Origin of the sequence: Cupriavidus necator A5-1 (assembly GCF_000744095.1) — a bacterium.
Taxonomy (GTDB): Bacteria; Pseudomonadota; Gammaproteobacteria; order Burkholderiales; family Burkholderiaceae; genus Cupriavidus; species Cupriavidus necator_A.
Window position 1 is genome coordinate 2778090 of record NZ_JQLI01000008.1, and the last position, 17997, is coordinate 2796086.

The window sequence follows — 17997 nt, forward strand, 5'->3', positions numbered from 1 at the left end:
AAACGGTGCCGTCAGTTCAGGGCGCGGCGTTGCTGCGCATTATTACCGATTTTGCGGCGCCCGCCTTGGGCGTCACACCGGGGCCGCATCCCCTGCCCTGCGGCGGATTGACGCAGCGGTGCCAGGCTCCGGCCTCCTGCCACGCCGTGCGCGGCAGACGATACAGGCAATGCGGCCGCAACGGGTGCCCGGGCGGCAGTGTGGGATGCTCGAACACGAGCGCATCCTCGTGCATGCCGAGCCGCTCCATCACCGCACGCGAGCGGCGGTTATCCAGCGCAGTGAAGGACACGACCTCCTCCAGCCCCAGCCGCCCGAAGCCCCAGTCCAGCGCCCCGCGTGCCGCCTCGGTCGCGTAGCCGCTGCCCCAGGCATGCCGCGCCAGGCGCCAGCCGATCTCCACGCAGGGGGAAAACGGCAGTGCCGCCGCTGGCTCGTGCAGGCCGACAAACCCCAGGAAGCCACCATCAATTTTGCGCTCAACCACGCAGAAACCCCAGCCTCGGGTCGCGACCAGGTCGCGGCAGCGATCCGCCATCGCGTCGCTTTCGGCGCGCGTCAGCGTGGCGGGGAAGTAGCGCATCACCTCCGCGTCGGCATTGAGCGCGGCAAACGGCGCGTAGTCGGCCTCGCGCCACTGGCGCAGCCGCAGGCGTTCGGTCTCCAAGGCCATACCGTCGCCGTCCATGCTCAGTCCAGGTGCCGCACGCGATCAATCGCCTGCTCGATGCGCTCCACCGCGATCACTTCGAGCCCGTCGATCTTCTGCTTGGGCGCGTTGGCCTTGGGGATCACGGCCAGCGTGAAGCCCAGCTTGGCGGCCTCCTTCAGCCGCTCCTGGCCCCTCGGGCTTGGCCGGATTTCGCCCGCCAGCCCGACTTCGCCGAACACCACCAGCCCGCGCGGCAGCGGCTTGTTGCGCATCGACGAATGGATCGACAGCAGCACCGCCAGGTCGGCCGCGGGCTCGGTGATCTTGACCCCGCCAACCGCATTCAGGAACACGTCCTGGTCGAAGCAGGCCACGCCCGCATGCCGGTGCAGCACCGCCAGCAGCAGCGCCAGCCGGTTCTGCTCCAGCCCCACCGCCAGCCGACGCGGGTTGGGCACATGCGCGGTATCGACCAGCGCCTGGACTTCCACCAGCAGCGGCCGCGTGCCCTCCTGCGTCACCAGCACGCACGAGCCCGGCACGGTCTCTTCATGCTGGGACAGGAACAGCGCCGACGGGTTGCTGATGCCGCGCAGCCCGCGCTCGGTCATCGCGAACACGCCCAGCTCGTTGACCGCGCCGAAGCGGTTCTTGAAAGCGCGGATCAGCCGGTGCGAGGAATGGGTATCGCCCTCGAAGTACAGCACCGTGTCGACAATATGCTCCAGCACGCGCGGCCCGGCCAGGCTGCCTTCCTTGGTCACGTGGCCGACCAGGATGATGGTGATGCCGGTGCTCTTGGCGATGCGCGTCAGTTGCGCCGCGCATTCGCGCACCTGCGCGACCGAGCCCGGCGCCGAGGTCAGCGCCTCGGAGTACAGGGTCTGGATCGAGTCGATCACCGCGACTTCGGGCTTCTCTGCCTCCAGCGTGGCCTGGATCTTCTCGAGCTGGATCTCTGCCAGCAGCCCAAGCGACGGGCTTTCCACCCCCAGGCGCTGCGCGCGCAGCGCGATCTGCGCGCCGGATTCTTCGCCGCTGACATAGAGCACGCGGCGCTGCCCGGCCAGGTTGGCCAGTGCCTGCAGCAGCAGCGTGGACTTGCCGATGCCGGGGTCGCCGCCGATCAGCACCACGCCGCCCGACACCAGCCCGCCGCCCAGCACGCGGTCGAATTCATCGATGCCGCTGGAAAAGCGCGGCACGTCGGCCGCCTCGATCTCGGACAGCTTGCGCACCGTGGCCGACGCGGCCAGCGGCTGGAAGCGCTTGGTCGAGGCGGTCTCGGCCACCGTCTCCACCAGCGTGTTCCACTGCTGGCAATGTGGGCACTGGCCGGCCCAGCGCGGCGTGGTGCCGCCGCATTCGGTACAGGTATAGACAGTCTTGGTCTTGGCCAACGGATGTCCTTGCAGGAAAAAAGGGCCGGGCACACAAGTGGCCCGGCCGGCAGATGGTAAGGCGGCGGGCCTGTGCCCGCGCTGGCGGTTTGCGCGGGACTGCGCGCTCAGGCCACTACGGGCGCGGCGCTGTCAGACGCCGTGATGGTCGCCACCGTAGTCGGCACGCGCGGCGCCAGTGCGCACATCAGCTCATAGCCGACCGTACCGCTGGCCTGCGCCACCTCGTCGATCGGCAGGCCCTGCCCCCAGAGCGTGACCGCGCTGCCCACCTTGGCCTTCGGGCACGGCGTCAGGTCCACGCACAGCATGTCCATCGACACGCGCCCCACCAGTTCCGTGCGCACGCCGTCGACCAGCACCGGCGCGCGCTGCTCGCCCCAGCCGGAAGCATGGCGCGGGTAGCCGTCGGCATAGCCGCAGGCCACCACGCCGATGCGAATCGGCCGATCGGCAGTAAACAAGGAGCCATAGCCGACGCTGTCGCCCGGCTGCAGGTCCTGCACCGAGATCAGCTCGCTGTGCAGCGACATGGCCGGCTGCAGCCCGGTGCCGGCGATATCGGCGTCGCGCCCGGACGGCGAGGCGCCGTACAGGATGATGCCAGGGCGCACCCAGGCCCGGTGCGCCTGCGGATGCCACAGCACCGCGGCCGAGTTCGACAGGCTGGCCTCGCCCGGCAGGTTGGCCGTGGCAGCATCGAAGGCTTCGATCTGGTGGGCGATGCCTCGGGGACTATCCGCATCGGAAAAATGCGTCATATGGACGATACTCCCCACACAGGGCATCGAGCGGGCGCGCTCCCAGGCGGCACGGTACTGGGCCGGCTGGAAGCCCAGCCGGTTCATGCCGGTGTTGAGCTTGAGCTGGATCGCCAGCGGCCCCCGGGGACGTGCGCTTTCCAGCATGCGCAGCTGTTCGTCGCAATGGATGGCGGTGGTCAGGCGGTATTGCTCGATCACGTCCACGTCCTGCGGCTGGAAGAAGCCCTCCAGCAGCAGGATCGGGCCCTGCCAGCCGAGGTCGCGCAGCAGCACAGCTTCGTTCAGGTCGAGCAGGCCGAAGCCGTCGGCGCCGCGCAGCGCGGCAAACACACGGCGGATGCCGTGGCCGTAGGCATTGGCCTTGACCACGGCCCAGATGCGCGAATCGGGCGCGCTGCGGCGCACAACGTCGAGGTTGTTGGCGAGGGCGGGTTGGTGGATGACAGCGTGGATGGGTCTTGGCATGGAGTCACATCTCGAAAATAGGACGAGCGGGCGGGCGATCCAGCGGGCAACGCCGACGCGGGCAGCGCGCGCTGGCGGCACGGCGGCGGCTGGAAGGACGGCTCTGTCTCAGTGTCGATGGCGCAAACATCACCTGTCGGTGTGTGGCAGCACGTTGGGGGCAACCGGCGCGGGTCATCTCGCGCTAATGTGTTCCGGTCGCCATCTTGCCCGACCAGTGCACCAGATCAGGGAAGACCCGGTAGGCTGGCGGCGTTCGCAGCCGTTATTTGAACACATTCAGAAGCCGGTGCCGGGGGTCCTTGGGGAATCGGCGCGGCAATTGGCTGTCAAAAAGGCGCCTTGCCGGGGTTCGGGAATGTCATGGTTTCGTGATATAAAGCCGGACGCTCCGGCCATGTTCTAAAAGCGAAGCATTATGTCAATGACTGCCAGGCAAGCCGCACGTCGCCGCAGCAAAGTGCAACCGACACAATTCGACACGGCCGCGGCACAAGGTTCCCTGCAAACCATGGCCTCCTCGGCCGGCGCCGCCCTGGCCGAGCCGCACGGAGTGCGCGATGGAGACAAAGTCGAGAGCATGAAGAAGGGTTTTTACACCATCATGGCCGCGCAGTTTTTTTCGTCGCTGGCCGACAACGCCTTACTGATCGCCGCCATCGCCCTTCTCACCGAATTGCATTCCCCGCAGTGGATGACCCCGCTGCTCAAGCTGTTCTTCGTCCTCTCCTACGTCATCCTCGCCGCGTTCGTGGGCGCCTTTGCCGACTCCATGCCCAAGGGGCGGGTGATGCTCATCACCAACGCCATCAAGGTGGTCGGGTGCGCGATCATGATGTTCGGGCTGCACCCCCTGCTGGCGTATGGCGTGGTGGGATTCGGTGCGGCGGCGTACTCGCCGGCCAAGTACGGCATCCTGACCGAGCTGCTGCCCCCTGAGAAGCTGGTGATGGCCAACGGCTGGATCGAAGGGCTGACGGTGGGCTCGATCATCCTGGGCACCGTGGCGGGCGGCGCACTGATCTCGGTGCATATCTCCGACATCCTGCTGCGTCTGGACCTGCCCTACATCAACACCGGCATCGACACGCCGGCCGAGGCCGCGATGGTGGTGATCATGCTGTTCTACGTGGTCGCCTCGGTCTTCAACCTGTTTATCCCCGACACCGGCGCGCGCTATCCGCAGCAGGAAAAGAACCCGATCAAGCTGATCGCCGAGTTCGGCGACTGCTTCCTGGCGCTGTGGCGCGACAAGCTCGGCCAGATCTCGCTGGCGGTGACCACGCTGTTCTGGGGCGTGGGCGCCACGCTGCAGTTCATCGTGTTGAAATGGGCGGAAAAGTCACTCGGCCTGAACCTGTCGCAGGGCGCGCTGCTGCAGGCGGTGGTGGCCGTGGGCGTGGCCGTGGGCGCGATCCTCGCCGCCGCGCGCATCCCGCTGCGCAAGTCGTTGTCGGTGCTACCCTTCGGCGTGGCGATGGGCGCGACCGTGATGATCATGGCCTTCTATACCAAGAACGCCATGCCCGAGGTCACGCTGCACATCCTGGGCATGCACATGCCGCTGTACATGTTCATCGCTTATGTGTTCCTGATGGTGGTGGGCGCGATGTCAGGCTACTTCGTGGTGCCGATGAACGCGCTGCTGCAGCACCGCGGGCACGTGCTGCTGTCGGCCGGCCACTCGATCGCGGTGCAGAACTTCAATGAGAACGTCTCGGTGCTGCTGATGCTGTGCCTGTACGCGCTGCTGATCAAGCTGAACGTGCCGATCGGCGTGGTGATCATCGCGCTGGGGCTGTTTATCTGCTTGACCATGTGGCTGGTGCTCAAGCTGCACAAATACAACGTGCGTACGTTCAACTCGCTGGCGATGATCGGCGAGGACAAGCACCACTAGGCCGTCACACTCGCTCGCCCCGCCTGCCAGCCACACAGCCGGCGCGGGGATCAGGCCGCGTCGTCCGGCGCGGCCCGCGGCCCCGGCCGCGGCTCCTCCGCCGCCCGCGCCAGCGCCCTTGCCTCCCAGCCCGGCGGCACCACGAAACCCCGCGAGCATTCGCGCCACCACCCCGGCGCCTGCGGCCCCGCCGGTTCCAGTTCGCACAGCATCACCGGCGCTTCGCGGCGCCAGCCGTGATCATGGCGCGGATCGGCAAAGCGTTGCGCCAGCAAGGCGTGTAGCGCCTCGACCTCTTCCGTACCGGCCTCCGGCACGAACGCCCCCGACAGCCAGCCCGAGCGCGGCAACCGGCACCAGCGCGATACTGGCCGCGAAGCGGCACGCGCCATCCACCCGTCCAGCGACGACCACCAGCCGTTCAGGTGGTCGGGCGCAATGCCCAGCGCGTCCAGCCCTGCCGGCACTTGCCCGTCGCGATAGAACAGCCAGCCCAACAGGTAGACCTCGCTACGGTCGATCGCATGGCCCAGCAGCGCCTGCGCCTCGGACGTGCGCCCGAGCGGCAGCTGGCGATGCACCACGTGGCCGAGCTTGTCGCCAAGCCGGTCGACCAGGTTCGGGCCGACAAAATCCTGCAACCGCGGCAGCGGCTGCGTGCCGGCCATCAGGTAGAACTTGGCCGCCATCTCCCAGTGGACCACCTCGCCGGAAGCCAGCTCGCGCCAGACGAAATCCAGCTCGCCCAGCGTGCGGATGCCCTGCCTGCCCGCCCGTCGCACCGGCACGTTGGCGGCCAGCAGCGACAGCCCTTGCATATGGCGCAGCGCGAAATGCAGCAGTCTTTCGGCATGGCGGCCCAGACGCAGGCTGCGGCTCGCAGGGTCATGGCTGGAATCGTCGGCGGAGAGCGGATGGCCGTCGGCCAGCTCGTCGATGGTGGCGGGCAGCGCGGCGGGGTCGGCCGTCTCCAGCCAGCGCTGCCAGGCAGCCAGCGTGCCGGCGGGCCAGCGCGCCGGGGCCGCGCCCGGTACCGCCGCCAGCAGCGGCGGCGACAGCGTGGTCCAGGCCAGGTCGCGCGTACGTGCCGACGCGGCGCGGCGCCACAGCGGCGGGCCCGACGGCAAATTGCCGTCGCCGCCGCGGTTCAGCGCGAGATCAGGCCCCAGCTCCCGCACGGTCATGCACCTCGCGCGCCAGGCACAGGTCTTCCCAGGCGCGCGCCTTGTCGGTCAGGGTCCGCAGCAAGTAAGCCGGATGGTAGGTCACCACCACCGGGATGCCTTCGTAGATATGCACGGTGCCGCGCAGCTTGCCGATCGGCGTGGTCGAGCGCAGCAGCGACTGCGCCGCAAAGCGGCCCAGCACCACGATCACCCTGGGCTTCACCAGCGCAATCTGGCGGCGCAGGAAGGGCTCGCACTGCGCCACCTCGTCCGGCTCCGGGTTGCGGTTGCCCGGCGGACGGCACTTGAGCACGTTGGCGATAAAGACATTGCGCCCGCGCGCCAGCCCGAGCGCGCCAAGCATATTGTCGAGCAGCTTGCCGGCCTGGCCGACAAAGGGCTCGCCCTGCTGGTCCTCGTTCTCGCCGGGGGCTTCGCCGATCAGCATCCATTCGGCCTGGCGGTCGCCCACGCCGAACACGGTGTTGGTGCGCGTCTGGCACAGGCCGCAGGCGGTGCAGCCGGCAACCGCCGCTTCCAGCGCGGGCCAGTCCATGGTGGCGATGGCGGCCTCGCGATCGGCCTGCGCCGAGCCGGGCTCCGGGCCCGCCGGCACCAGCGAGGGCATCGCGGGCGCCCTGGCGAAGGTGACCGGTGCCTCGGCTGGCGGCGTCGGCGCGGCGGCCTGCACCACTGCGGCGAGGGGCGCTTCGGCTACGGGCCGGGCTTCGGCAATCGAAACGGCCGGAACGGCAGGAGCGGCGCTGAGCGGCGCCTCAGCCGTGGCGGCCTCGCCTGCCTCGGGCAGCGCCAGGGCCTGCGGTTCGCCGCCGGCGCGCTGGCGCAGCACCCACTCCGCCGGGATGCCCAGCACTTCCAGGAATTGCGCGCGGCGGCTCATGCGCGGCCCTCCGTGCCTTCATTGGCGGCGGCATCTTCCGGCCAACTGCGGCGCAGCACCAGCGCGTCTTCACGGGTGCGGCCCGCGGCCGGGTAATACCCCTTGCGGCGTCCGATCTCGACAAATCCGGCGGCCTGGTACAACGCGATCGCGCCGGCATTGGAGGGGCGCACTTCCAGCAGCATGGTGCGGATGCGGTGCGCGTGCGAGGTAGCCAGCACGATCGCCAACATCAGCCGCCCCAGCCCCTGGCGCTGGCGCCGCGGCTCGACAGTGATGTTGAGCAGGTGCATTTCGTCGACCACCGGCATCAGCACGGCGTAGGCCACCAGCGTGCCGGCCGGGTCGCGCAGCGTCAGGCCGAGATGCCCGGCCTTGACCGAGTTCTCGAAATTGCCGCGCGTCCACGGATGGCTGTAGGCGCGTGCCTCGATGCCGGCCACGGCCTCCAGGTCCAGCGCGCTCATGCGGCCCAGCGCCCAGCCGTCCGGCAGCGGCGGCATGGCCGGTACTACCGGCCACTCGTTGCGCTCTTCCAGCGGATAGGCGGCGCTCACGATGCGCTCCCGGCCTGGGCCGCGGCGCGTGCGGCGGCCACGGCTTCGCGTTCGGCGATGGTCTGGGCGACCTTGTCGCGCAGGTAGATCGGCATGGCCTGGTCGGCGTCGATGGCCTCACCGCGAGCCAGTGCGCGCAGGGCGATGGCGACCATCGGCTGCGCATGCGGCATCGCCTCCGGCAGCACGCGCGAGGCGCGCGCCAGGCCTGCCAGCCGCTCGCCGAATACCGTCGAGGCATTGCCCGCGAGCCAGAAATCGCCCTTGGGCAGCGCCATCGTTTCCGGCGCGCCGACCCGCATCGGCGTGATTTCCGCCCATTCCCGCACGGCGGCATTCCAGCGGAAGGCGCCGGAATAGGCCTCGTCCATGCGCGCATCCAGCGCCACCAGCACCGCGGTATTGTCCGGTAGCGAAGCCTCGCGCGCGCGTTCGGCGCAGGCCATCAGGGTATTGACGGGAACCACCGGCAGGCCGGCCCCGAAGGCCAGCCCCTGCGCCACGCCGCAGGCCGTGCGCAGGCCAGTGAACGAGCCCGGGCCGGCGCCGAAGGCGATCGCGGCGCAATCGGCGAGCGCGATGCCGGCCTCGGCCAGCACCTCGCCCGCGGCCGGCAGCACGCGTGCGGACGAGCGTACACCGGTGTGCTCATGGCGCACCAGGCACTCGATTCCGGCACCCGCGACGGCACGTCCGAGCGCGACCGAGCACCACTCCGTAGAAGTTTCAACAGCAAGAATCCAGGACATGGCGCGATTGTATCCGCTGGCGCCCGGAACCGAGGGCTTCTTCGGTTTTATACGCACGGTAGGGCACGCTGGCGCGGCTATCATCGGGCTGCACTTTTGCAATCCAGCCAGAACAAACGGAGGAAACCATGAGCGACCTGCAGGCACGCTTCGACCAGGCCCAGATCGACGTCAAGCAACTGAGCGAGCGCCCCAGCAATATGACCCTGCTGCGCCTGTACGCGCTGTTCAAGCAAGGCAGCGAAGGCGACGCCCACGGCGACAAGCCGGGCATGACCGACTTTGTCGGCCGCTACAAGTTCGAAGCCTGGGAAGCGCTGCGCGGCACCGCGCGCGAACAGGCGATGGAACAGTACATCGCGCTGGTGGAAGAGCTGCGCAGCGGCGCCGCCAGCTGATCCGCACCTTGCCGCGGGGCGCCGGCATGGCGCTCCCGGTCACGCATCCTTCACGCCCCGGCGGCTTCAGCCCGCCGGCACCGGCCTCGGCCGGATCCGCCACGCCGAGAACATCGCGCTGGCGATCACGACCCCCACCGCCAGGAAGGTTTCATCGAAGGCCCGGATGCGCGCCGCCTGCAACGCTGCATCGCCGGCCTGGCCCGCCACCGCGCCATGCTCCGCCAGCCGCCATTGCAGGCCCACGCCTGCCAGGCTCACGCCAATGGCGCCGCCCAGCTGGCGCAGGAAGTTGATGCAGCTCGAGCCCTGCGCAATCAGCGAGAAATCCACCCCGCGCATGGCCCCCAGCGTCAGCGACGGCAGGATGCAGCCCAACCCGATCCGCCCCAGAATCGCCAGCGCCACCAGCACCAGGTATGGCGTGGTGCGCGAACCTAGTGCCATCAGCACGAACGACAAGGCCAGCAGCGCCAGCCCGAACGACACCTGCACGTGCGGCGCGATCCGATTCGTGAAGCGCCCCGCCAGCCCGATCGTCAGGGCCAGCGCCACGCCCGCCGGCAGCAGCACCAGGCCCGCGCGCGACGGCGTGTATTCCAGCGCCATCTGCATGTAGACCGGCAGCAGGTAGGTCGAGCCGAACAAGCCCGCGCCATAGATAAAGGCCACCACCGCCCCGGCCGCGAACTGCCGGTAGCTGTACAGCCGCAGGTTCATCAGCGGATAGGCGGCACGCAGCTGCCACAGCACGAACGCCGCCAGCATCAGCACGCCAAAGCCCGCCAGCGCCAGCCCCGCGGGCACGCTGTCGCGCATCTGCACCACGCCGTTGAGCAGGCTGACCGTGGCGATGCCGGCCAGCCCCAGTCCGCGCCAGTCCAGCGGCTCGCGCTCGCCGATCATGATCGAATCCACCGCCATGAAGCGGCGCGCCATGACCACGCCGATCAGCGTCAGCGGCACCACCACGAAGAAGATGGAACGCCAGCCGAACGCCTCCACCAGGAAGCCGCCCAGGCTCGGCCCCAACGCCGGCGCCAGCACCACGCCGAAGCCGAACGCGCTGATCGCCTTGCCTTGCTCGCGCTCCTCGAACGAGCGCAGGATCAGGATATTGGGCAAAGGCTGCATGATGCCCGCCGCCACGCCTTCGGCCGCGCGCATCGCGATCATCACGCCATAGGTCGGTGAGAACCCGCCAAAGAAGCCGCCCACACCGAGCAATACCGACGCGCCGAGGAAGGTGCGGCGCAACCCGTAGCGATTGAGCAGCCACGGCGTCAGCAGCATCGACAGCGTCATCGCGATCATGAAGCTGGCCGCGACCCATTGGGCGCGCTCCTGGCCCAGCGCGAAGTGCTGGCTCAGGTCCGGAATGGCAACGTTGACGATAGTGGACGAGACGATCGACGAGATCGTGCCCAGCATCAGCGTCATCAGCACCAGCCAGCGCAGCCGGTCGCCATAGCGCGCACGCAGCGCCTGCCGCGTCGGCCCGCCCGGCGGCTGGCCGGAGCCCTCCGGCGTGACGGGGCCGCGGTTCACCCCAGCCGCCCGGTGTCGGCGATCTCGCGGATCTTGCGAACGGTGTCGATGTCGGCCTCGTGGTAGGCGGACTTGACGATCTCGGCATAGCGGGCGTCGCCGCTGGCATCGACCGCAGGCATGGTGGTGTCGTAGACAAAGCGCAGCAGCAGCGCGCCGGGCCCCGGGGTCTCGATCGCCATGGTCAGGGTGCCGCCGGCATGCTCGGCGGTGGCGGCGGTTTCATAGCGCACCTGCCGGCGCGGCTCGAATACCACGCGGTCATGGATCGAGGCCGCGCCGAAATGCAGCACCCGATCGATCCAGCTGTCGCCCCGGCCAACCACCTCGGCGCTGTCCAGGCCCAGCACGAACAGTTCGGGCGACTCGGCGCGCAGCACCAGCCCTTGCCACAGCTGGTCAGGCGTCAGCGGATCCAGTTGAGGGTTGCCTGGATCGTTGATCTCAACCAAGTGCTCGAAACGCAACTTCTTTCTCCCTGTCAGCAGTAAGTCGATATTATGAAGTCTCCGCGTGTTCGGAAGACCTTTTTGTCTGCGCGGTGCAACATTTCTGTCACAGCCCGCGGCGGTACTCTGAACGCCGCTCCCTTTGCTGTTTATCGACCGCATATTCGCAGACTGGAGCCCCCTCATGCCCGCCGCGCCTTTGGCCGAAACTGATCCCCTCCAAGTCCTTGTCTACGCCGACTCGCTTTCATGGGGCATCGTGCCGGGCACCCGCCAGCGCCTGCCCTTCCCGGTGCGCTGGCCCGGCCGGCTGGAACTCGGCCTGAACGCCGACGGCGGCGCGCCCGTTCGCATCATCGAAGACTGCCTGAACGGCCGCCGCACGGTCTGGGACGACCCCTTCAAACCCGGGCGCAACGGCCTGCAAGGACTGGCGCAGCGCATCGAGATCCACTCGCCGCTGGCGCTGGTGGTCTTGATGCTGGGCAACAACGATTTCCAGTCGATGCACCCGCACAATGCCTGGCACGCCGCCCAGGGCATCGGCGCGCTGGTGCACGCAATCCGTACCGCGCCGATCGAACCCGGCATGCCGGTGCCACCGGTACTGGTGGTCACGCCGCCGCCGATCCGCACGCCGCGCGGCCCGCTGGCGTCCAAGTTCGCGGGCGGCGAGCACAAGTGGGTGGGCCTGCCGCAGGCCGTTGCAGAGGTCTGCGCGCAGTTGGACTGCCCGCTGTTCGATGCGGGCACCGTGATCCAGAGCAGTGAGGTCGACGGCGTGCACCTGGACGCCGACGCTCACCTGGCGCTCGGCGATGCGCTGTGCCTGGTCGTGCACCGGTTGCTGGAGCGCTGACGCCGCCCTCCGGGCACCCGCCTGACGGCCGGCTGAAACATCACTCCTGACAGGAATTGTCAGGAGCCCCGGCGCACAATGCGGCCGCTCTCACACAGAACGCCGTCAGGAGGCTGTCATGGAGTTGTTGATCAATATCGACGTCGACGACCTGTCGCGCGGCATCGGCTTTTACGAACAAGCGCTCGGCCTGAAGCTGAGCCGCAAGCTGTTCGACGGTACCGTCGCGGAAATGGTCGGCGGCACTACGCCGATCTACCTGCTCGCCAAACCGGCGGGCACCCGCCCCACCACGCGCTCAGACACCCCGCGCGACTATCGCCGCCACTGGACGCCGGTCCACCTGGACTTTGTCGTGTCCAACCTCGAACAGGCCATTGAACGCGCGCTGGAAGCCGGCGCGGAGATCGAGGACTGGCCGCAGGATTTCGAATGGGGGCGGCAGGCGACGCTGTCGGATCCGTTTGGGCATGGGCTTTGTTTTATTGAGTGGAAGGGGGAAGGATACGGTGCGGTGGCCGGCTGACGCAGCGCACCGACTTTCGGACATTTCGCCTGTCCAAGACCAGGCTCGGATGTCACATTTCCATGCAGCATCGCGCATGACCTCGCCTCGAACCCGCTGTCGTTATAACATTGTGCTGCCACGAAAAGTGTACGCAACCGACGAGGGACGAGGCATGAAAGCGACGATCCGGAAGATGGGCAACTCCCAAGGGGTACTGATCCCCAAGGCAATCCTGTTACAGCTAGGTCTGGAGGACGAAGTGGAAATGGAAATCGTGAACGATGCGCTGGTCATCCGGCGTCCAAGAATCGCACCCCGTCAAGGCTGGGCGGAAGCAAGCCAGGCCATCGCCGCGGCCGGTGACGACAACCTCGTGCTGGGCGACTTCCCCAACGCCGACGATGCGGAGCTGAAATGGTAGCGCGTGGCGATGTCTGGCTGGTTGCGCTCGACCCTACCGTCGGCAGCGAGAGCGAGAAGACTCGCCCCTGCGTCGTCGTTTCACCGCCGGAAATGCACGACTACCTGCGCACCGTCACCGTGGCGCCGATGAGCACCGGCAGTCGTCCTGCCCCGTTTCGCGTCGCGGTGACGTTCCAGCGCAAGACCGGCCTGATCCTGCTGGACCAGGTCCGGACCGTGGACAAGTCACGGCTGCTCAAGCGAGCCGGCGGCCTTAACGAAAAGACGATGCTGGAGACCCTGCGCACCCTGCGCGAGGTCTTTGCGGACTGAGGCACGCCACAAAGGCATTTAATGCCAGGTTCATGGAGTCATTTGATTTCATAAGAATATGAAAAAGAAATAGACGCCAGATTCATTCCCCGTGCGCAGTTTTGACGCAATTGCGTTAATCTGTGGCCCTCGTCGGCGCAGGCGATCCCTGCCCCGGCGGGACTCTCTCTCGCCACATAACCAGAACACTTCCAAACTCTCATGCGCAGCACGTCTCTCTTCAAGCGCCTGGCGGTCGCCCTGTCCACCATCGGCGCCATCGGTTTTATCGCCGCCGGCAGCGCCTCGGCCCAGGAACAGACCATCCGCGTCGGCACCGTCAGCGGCCCGGATGCCGAAGTCTGGCAAGTCGTCCAGAAAGTGGCCAAGCGCAACGGCCTGAACGTCAAGGTCGTGGAGTTCAACGACTACGTGCAGCCCAACGCCGCACTGGACGCAGGCGACCTGGATGCCAACAGCTTCCAGCACCAACCCTACCTCGATAGCCAGGTCAAGCAGCGCGGCTACAAGATGACCAGCGTCGGCTACACCTATATCTCGCCGCTGGGCATTTATTCGAAGAACCTGAAGTCGGCCAAGGACCTGCCGCAAGGCGCCAAGGTCGCCGTGCCCAACGACCCGTCCAACGAGAACCGTGCCCTGCTGCTGCTCCAGTCGCAAGGCGTGATCAAGCTCAAGGCCGGCGCCGGCACCAACGGTGTCAACGCCACCCCGCTGGACTTGGCCGAGAACCCCAGGAAGCTGAAGATCGTGGAACTGGACGCCGCCCAGCTGGCGCGCGCCCTGCCCGACGTCAGCGCCGCCGTGATCAACACCAACTACGCGCTCGCCGCCGGCCTGCAGCCGACCAAGGACGCCATCGGCCTGGAAGACCTGCGCAGCCCGTACGCCAACATCATCGTGGTGCGCACGCAGGACAAGGACAAGCCGTGGGTCAGGAAGCTGGTGGCCGCCTACCAGTCGGAAGACGTGCGCCAGTTCATGAAGGCCCAGTTCAAGGGCGCGATGGTGCCGTCGTTCTGATTGACGCCAGTGCTTGACTGCAGTCCGGCAAGATTCCTTGCGTGAGCCCGCCAGAAGCGCTTGCAAATTCCGCCGCCTTCTGTAAAATGCGGCGCTCACCTTGCCCAGGTGGCGGAATTGGTAGACGCACTAGGTTCAGGTCCTAGCGGTGGCAACACTGTGGAGGTTCGAGTCCTCTCCTGGGCACCACGATTTAAAAAAAACGGTCTGCGCAATGCAGACCTTTTTTCATTTCTGCCCAGGAAGAAAAGTGCTTGAGCGCTTTTCGCGAGGACGAGAAAGGCTGCGCTTGCAAGCGCAGCCGGGGTCGCGCTTGTGTGACCGAGTCCTCTCCTGGGCACCACGATTAAAAAAGGTCTGCGCAAAGCAGACCTTTTTTGTTTCTGCGACGACCAGGACAGGCTTACTGCTTCGGGGCCTGCCCGAGCGCCGGAGGCGCCGGTGGTGGCAGAGGCGTGGCGACCGGCTCCAGCCCTGTTGTTCGTACGATCGAGGCTGCCGCCGGGGACGCAAGGAACCGGACAAAGCGCAACGCTGCCGCGGACTGCTTGCCCGCGACCATGCCTGCGGAGAAGAAAACCGATTGCTGCAGCTCGGCCGGCAACGGACCGACAAAATCCAGCTCCTTGAATGGCAGCAACTCGCTGACTTGCTGGAAGCCGATTTCCGCATCGCCTCGTGCCACCACGGCGCCGACGCGCTCGCTGTAGATCTTGTGCGCCTTGTCTTTGATCTGGTCCGCGACGCCGAGCCGGTTGAACAATTCATTGGAGAGGTAGGTCCCGCTGGCACTGGCGGAATACGCAATCGATTTCGCGTTGAGCAAGGTCTGCCTCAGGCCTTCCACTGTGCTGATATCCGGCTTAGGCATGCCCTTGCGGACCGACATGCCGATCAGCGAGCGGGCCAGGTCGACCCGGCTGCCTGCCGCCACCTTGCCTTCGGATACCAGTTTCTCCAGACCGGAGTCCGCGAGAATCACCACATCGAAAGTCTCGCCGCGGGCCAGCCGGCTGGGAATGGAATCCGGTGCGTTGCCCATCGATGCGCCGTAGGCGGTGATGACGCGGTCCTGCGTGGCCGCTTCGTACAACGGCACCAGTTGCTGGTATGCCGCCGTGAAGCCGCCCGACGTAATGACGCGGATATCGTCTGCGCAGGCTGGGCCGGCCAGCCAGAGCAGGAAAACAAGGGAGGCCTTACCGGCGGCCATGGCGGTCAGCTTCATCAAGTCGTCTCCATGATCTTGTTGCTGGCGAATTTGAACGCCAGTCAGTCTTCTTTCATGTTGGCAGCGCGCGCGATCGGGCCGAGGCGCGCTTTCTCGTCGGCCAGGAACTTCGTGAAGTCGGCGCGTGTTCCGCCCATTGGCTGGATGCCTTGCGGGATCAGCCGGGCGCGCAGTTCAGGCGACTTGATGGCGGCATCGATGGCCTTGTTCATCTTGTCGAGAATCGCGTCAGGCGTACCGCGCGGCGCAAACACACCGGACCAGTGGCCAATAAATACGTTGGGGTAACCAAGTTCCGTCGTGGTCGGCACATCCGGCATGGCAGCAATGCGCGTATTCCAGGTGGAAGCAATCGCACGCAGCTTCCCTCCCTTGATCTGGGGAAGTACCACAACGCTTGCCTCGGAAGTCGCGTCTACCTGTTTGCCGACCACGGCGACCATGCCTTCTGAGCCGCTCTTGTACGGGATGATCTCCAGCCTGGAGCCGGTCGCCAGCTTCAGCATTTCCGCGACGAAGTGCGGCGTGCTGCCAGTCCCTGCGGTGGCGAAGTTCAGGCTCTTGCCGCCTTTGCCGCTGGCGATCAGGCCTTTCAGGTCTTTGATCGGGGAGTCCGCTGACACGACGATGACGGACGGGCTGACAGCCAGCATGGCGACAGGCACCAGGTCCTGCTCTTTGTAGGGCATCCTCGCCTTGATCATGCCGTTGGTGATCACCCCGGCCGCCGGTACGAGGAAGGTATAGCCATCCGGGGCGGATTTGGCCACGTAGTCAGCCCCAAGCACCGAACCGGCGCCGGGCTTGTTTTCTACGATGATGGGCTGACCAAGTTGTTTGGATGCGGCATCCGCCACTGCGCGGGCTACCAGATCGTTGGCGCCGCCCGGCCCGAACGGTACGACAAACTTCACTGGCTTGGCGGGCCAGGTTTCAGCCCAGGCGGCAAACGTAAAAGTGCCCAGGGCAAGGGCGAGCGCAAGGCGGCGGACAGCAGGTCGCAATTTAGTCTCCGTAATTCATCTTCATGTGGCACGGCCGGCATTTCAGGATGCAGTGGGCGGGCATTGCAAGAGTACGCGGGCCAAACTATTCTGTGAATTGCAATGTTCTGATGGTTTCATGCATGTCGCGCATTAATTTGGCTCTTGAGGATTTGCAGGCATTTGTCGCCACTGCGGACAAGGGCAGTTTCCGGGTAGCCGCCGAAACGCTCCATATCTCGCAGCCGGCGCTCAGTCGCAGAATCGACAAGCTGGAAAAGACGCTCGGCTCGCGCTTGCTGGAGCGCACCACCCGGCGCGTGGAAACGACCAGCATCGGCAAGCAGTTCCTGGAGGAAGCCCGGGCTGCGCTGGATATTCTCGATAGCGCGGTCTTCCGCCTTGGAGACGAGACCGCACTGCAGCGCGGCCTGGTGACGGTGGCGGCAATACCCTCTGCCGCGGTGCACCTGCTCTCGGATGCCATCAGCGTGTTTGCAAGCCGTCATCCGGGCGTGCGCGTGCGGGTAATCGACGAGAGCGCAAACGCTGTACTGGCCAGCGTCCTGTCGGGAGAATCGGATTTCGGCCTCAACTTCATGGGCGCACAGGAACCGAATATCGAATTCCGCGCGATCCGCACCGAGCCCTATCGGCTGGTGCTGCAGCGCGACCACGCCTGGGCCGGTCGCCCGTCTGTTGCATGGCAGGAGCTGGCCGGGCAGCGGATGGCCGGCGTCTCGAAGCAAAGCGGCAATCGCGCCCTGATCGAAAATGCCATTGCGCATCTTGAGCGGCGTCCGACCATCTATTACGAGGCCAACCACGTGGTCGGGGTATTGGCACTGGTTGAAGCCGGCCTCGGCATGGCAGTGCTGCCGGGCCTGGCGTTGCCGCCGGATCATCCGAGGTTGTGCGCCATCCCGCTGATTGAACCGACAGTGGACCGGGTGCTGGCGTTGATACGCCGTCGCGACCGGGGGCTGCAGCCTGCGGCAAAGGCGCTGTTTGAAATCCTTGCTACTGAAATGCCCGAGGCGTGACTGGTGGAAGCGCGGCGCACTTGCAAATTTTTTCGCGCGCTGTAGAATGCGGCGCTCACCTTGCCCAGGTGGCGGAATTGGTAGACGCACTAGGTTCAGGTCCTAGCGGTGGCAACACTGTGGAGGTTCGAGTCCTCTTCTGGGCACCAATTTTTAAGAAAGGCTCAGGCAAGCGAGCCTTTCTTCGTTTCAGCCCGGAAAGGGAAGTCCTTGAGGACTTCCCGTGAGGACGAGAAAAGGCAACGCTTGCAAGCGTTGCCCGGGGTCGCGCATGGGTGACCGAGTCCTCTCCTGGGCACCAAGGTTCTTGAAGCGAGAAGCCCGCACAAAAGAGTGCGGGCTTTTTGTCTTTTGCGGCGATGGATTTTTCAATCCGCCGGGCAAAGCTCTTCTGCCGTCTGGTCTAGTTGCAACTTCACCATCGCCAGCAGCGAATGCAAGGCGTGACTCGTCTCCGAACGTTCGCTCTCGATTTCGAGCAACGACAGAATTGCGCTCAAACCGGCGCTGATTCGCTCGAGGGATTCCACCGTTCCGGCCGGGACGATATTCAGGACTTCTGCGGTGTTATGGCTGCACGTTTGCATCGTGTGATCCTCCGACAAGGGACAACCCGGCCAGCCTCTCGGCTGCCCCGCCCGGGCCGCCATGGAAACGGCTTGCGCG

At 66.4% G+C, this 17997-nt stretch carries 20 protein-coding genes and 2 tRNA genes; 10 read left to right on the forward strand and 12 right to left on the reverse strand.

Annotated elements, in window-relative coordinates:
• Nucleotides 1–16: 16 nt before the first annotated feature.
• The 3 genes from K307_RS36770 to alr all read right to left on the reverse strand — a co-directional run bounded on the left by K307_RS36770 (nucleotide 17) and on the right by alr (nucleotide 3281).
• On the reverse strand, nucleotides 17–688 hold the full coding sequence (locus K307_RS36770; RefSeq protein WP_080745360.1) for a GNAT family N-acetyltransferase: 672 nt from the start codon (nucleotides 686–688) through the stop codon (nucleotides 17–19).
• Nucleotides 689–690: 2 nt separating this feature from the next.
• The gene (radA, locus tag K307_RS36775) at nucleotides 691–2052 is read right to left on the reverse strand and encodes a DNA repair protein RadA (RefSeq protein WP_042886019.1); all 1362 of its coding nucleotides are present in this window, start codon (nucleotides 2050–2052) and stop codon (nucleotides 691–693) included.
• A gap of 107 nt (nucleotides 2053–2159) precedes the next feature.
• On the reverse strand, nucleotides 2160–3281 hold the full coding sequence (gene alr / locus K307_RS36780) for an alanine racemase (protein WP_042886020.1): 1122 nt from the start codon (nucleotides 3279–3281) through the stop codon (nucleotides 2160–2162).
• 580 nt (nucleotides 3282–3861) lie between these two features.
• Here alr and lplT point away from each other — a divergent pair.
• The gene (gene lplT, locus K307_RS36785) at nucleotides 3862–5181 is read left to right on the forward strand and encodes a lysophospholipid transporter LplT (protein ID WP_042887891.1); all 1320 of its coding nucleotides are present in this window, start codon (nucleotides 3862–3864) and stop codon (nucleotides 5179–5181) included.
• A gap of 50 nt (nucleotides 5182–5231) precedes the next feature.
• On the opposite strand, the gene K307_RS36790 is transcribed toward lplT, so the two are convergent.
• Genes K307_RS36790 through tsaB form a run of 4 tightly spaced genes read right to left on the reverse strand, consistent with a single transcriptional unit; the run spans nucleotide 5232 to nucleotide 8554 of the window.
• Nucleotides 5232–6365, reverse strand: coding sequence for a DUF1853 family protein (locus tag K307_RS36790; protein ID WP_042886021.1), 1134 nt, complete (start codon nucleotides 6363–6365; stop codon nucleotides 5232–5234).
• Entirely contained in the window at nucleotides 6340–7248 is a 909-nt protein-coding gene (locus K307_RS36795) for a uracil-DNA glycosylase (protein ID WP_042886023.1), read from the reverse strand. The genes K307_RS36790 and K307_RS36795 overlap by 26 nt, the downstream gene beginning before the upstream one ends.
• Nucleotides 7245–7805, reverse strand: a complete 561-nt coding sequence (gene rimI / locus K307_RS36800; protein WP_080745361.1) for a ribosomal protein S18-alanine N-acetyltransferase — start codon at nucleotides 7803–7805, stop codon at nucleotides 7245–7247. Before rimI ends, K307_RS36795 begins: the two co-directional genes overlap by 4 nt.
• Nucleotides 7802–8554 carry a tRNA (adenosine(37)-N6)-threonylcarbamoyltransferase complex dimerization subunit type 1 TsaB gene (gene tsaB / locus K307_RS36805; RefSeq protein ID WP_042886024.1) on the reverse strand — a complete coding sequence of 251 codons (753 nt, stop codon included), beginning with the start codon at nucleotides 8552–8554 and terminating at the stop codon, nucleotides 7802–7804. The genes rimI and tsaB overlap by 4 nt, the downstream gene beginning before the upstream one ends.
• Before the next feature lie 128 nt (nucleotides 8555–8682).
• Between tsaB and K307_RS36810 the strand changes: the two genes are divergently transcribed.
• Nucleotides 8683–8952 (forward strand): acyl-CoA-binding protein, encoded by a 270-nt coding sequence (locus K307_RS36810; protein ID WP_042886025.1) that lies wholly within the window; start codon nucleotides 8683–8685, stop codon nucleotides 8950–8952.
• A 66-nt stretch (nucleotides 8953–9018) separates the two neighbouring features.
• Here K307_RS36810 and K307_RS36815 read toward each other — a convergent pair whose 3' ends face one another.
• Both K307_RS36815 and K307_RS36820 read right to left on the reverse strand, forming a co-directional pair.
• A complete protein-coding gene (locus K307_RS36815; protein WP_042886027.1) occupies nucleotides 9019–10500 on the reverse strand; it encodes a DHA2 family efflux MFS transporter permease subunit in 1482 nt (493 codons plus the stop codon).
• On the reverse strand, nucleotides 10497–10967 hold the full coding sequence (locus K307_RS36820; RefSeq protein WP_042886028.1) for an SRPBCC family protein: 471 nt from the start codon (nucleotides 10965–10967) through the stop codon (nucleotides 10497–10499). The genes K307_RS36815 and K307_RS36820 overlap by 4 nt, the downstream gene beginning before the upstream one ends.
• A gap of 166 nt (nucleotides 10968–11133) precedes the next feature.
• On the opposite strand from K307_RS36820, the gene K307_RS36825 reads away from it, so the two are divergent.
• From K307_RS36825 to K307_RS36850, 6 genes are all read left to right on the forward strand, one after another.
• A complete protein-coding gene (locus K307_RS36825) occupies nucleotides 11134–11808 on the forward strand; it encodes an SGNH/GDSL hydrolase family protein (RefSeq protein WP_042886029.1) in 675 nt (224 codons plus the stop codon).
• Between the two features lie 118 nt (nucleotides 11809–11926).
• The gene (locus K307_RS36830; protein ID WP_042886030.1) at nucleotides 11927–12334 is read left to right on the forward strand and encodes a VOC family protein; all 408 of its coding nucleotides are present in this window, start codon (nucleotides 11927–11929) and stop codon (nucleotides 12332–12334) included.
• A gap of 154 nt (nucleotides 12335–12488) precedes the next feature.
• A complete protein-coding gene (locus K307_RS36835) occupies nucleotides 12489–12737 on the forward strand; it encodes an AbrB/MazE/SpoVT family DNA-binding domain-containing protein (RefSeq protein WP_042886032.1) in 249 nt (82 codons plus the stop codon).
• A complete protein-coding gene (locus K307_RS36840; protein WP_042886033.1) occupies nucleotides 12731–13051 on the forward strand; it encodes a type II toxin-antitoxin system PemK/MazF family toxin in 321 nt (106 codons plus the stop codon). Before K307_RS36835 ends, K307_RS36840 begins: the two co-directional genes overlap by 7 nt.
• Before the next feature lie 201 nt (nucleotides 13052–13252).
• Nucleotides 13253–14074: a MetQ/NlpA family ABC transporter substrate-binding protein gene (locus tag K307_RS36845; RefSeq protein ID WP_042886034.1), complete on the forward strand. Its 822-nt coding sequence runs from the start codon at nucleotides 13253–13255 to the stop codon at nucleotides 14072–14074.
• Nucleotides 14075–14176: 102 nt separating this feature from the next.
• Nucleotides 14177–14263, forward strand: a tRNA-Leu gene (locus K307_RS36850).
• 214 nt (nucleotides 14264–14477) lie between these two features.
• Here K307_RS36850 and K307_RS36855 read toward each other — a convergent pair.
• Nucleotides 14478–15302, reverse strand: a complete 825-nt coding sequence (locus tag K307_RS36855) for a substrate-binding domain-containing protein (RefSeq protein WP_051975339.1) — start codon at nucleotides 15300–15302, stop codon at nucleotides 14478–14480.
• Nucleotides 15303–15346: 44 nt separating this feature from the next.
• On the reverse strand, nucleotides 15347–16309 hold the full coding sequence (locus K307_RS36860) for a Bug family tripartite tricarboxylate transporter substrate binding protein (protein WP_042886035.1): 963 nt from the start codon (nucleotides 16307–16309) through the stop codon (nucleotides 15347–15349).
• 122 nt (nucleotides 16310–16431) lie between these two features.
• Between K307_RS36860 and K307_RS36865 the strand changes: the two genes are divergently transcribed.
• Both K307_RS36865 and K307_RS36870 read left to right on the forward strand, forming a co-directional pair.
• On the forward strand, nucleotides 16432–17331 hold the full coding sequence (locus K307_RS36865) for a LysR family transcriptional regulator (RefSeq protein ID WP_042886036.1): 900 nt from the start codon (nucleotides 16432–16434) through the stop codon (nucleotides 17329–17331).
• Between the two features lie 62 nt (nucleotides 17332–17393).
• Nucleotides 17394–17480: transfer RNA gene (locus tag K307_RS36870), tRNA-Leu, on the forward strand.
• Between the two features lie 219 nt (nucleotides 17481–17699).
• Here K307_RS36870 and K307_RS36875 read toward each other — a convergent pair.
• Entirely contained in the window at nucleotides 17700–17918 is a 219-nt protein-coding gene (locus K307_RS36875; RefSeq protein ID WP_042887896.1) for a DUF1484 family protein, read from the reverse strand.
• Nucleotides 17919–17997 lie beyond the last annotated feature (79 nt).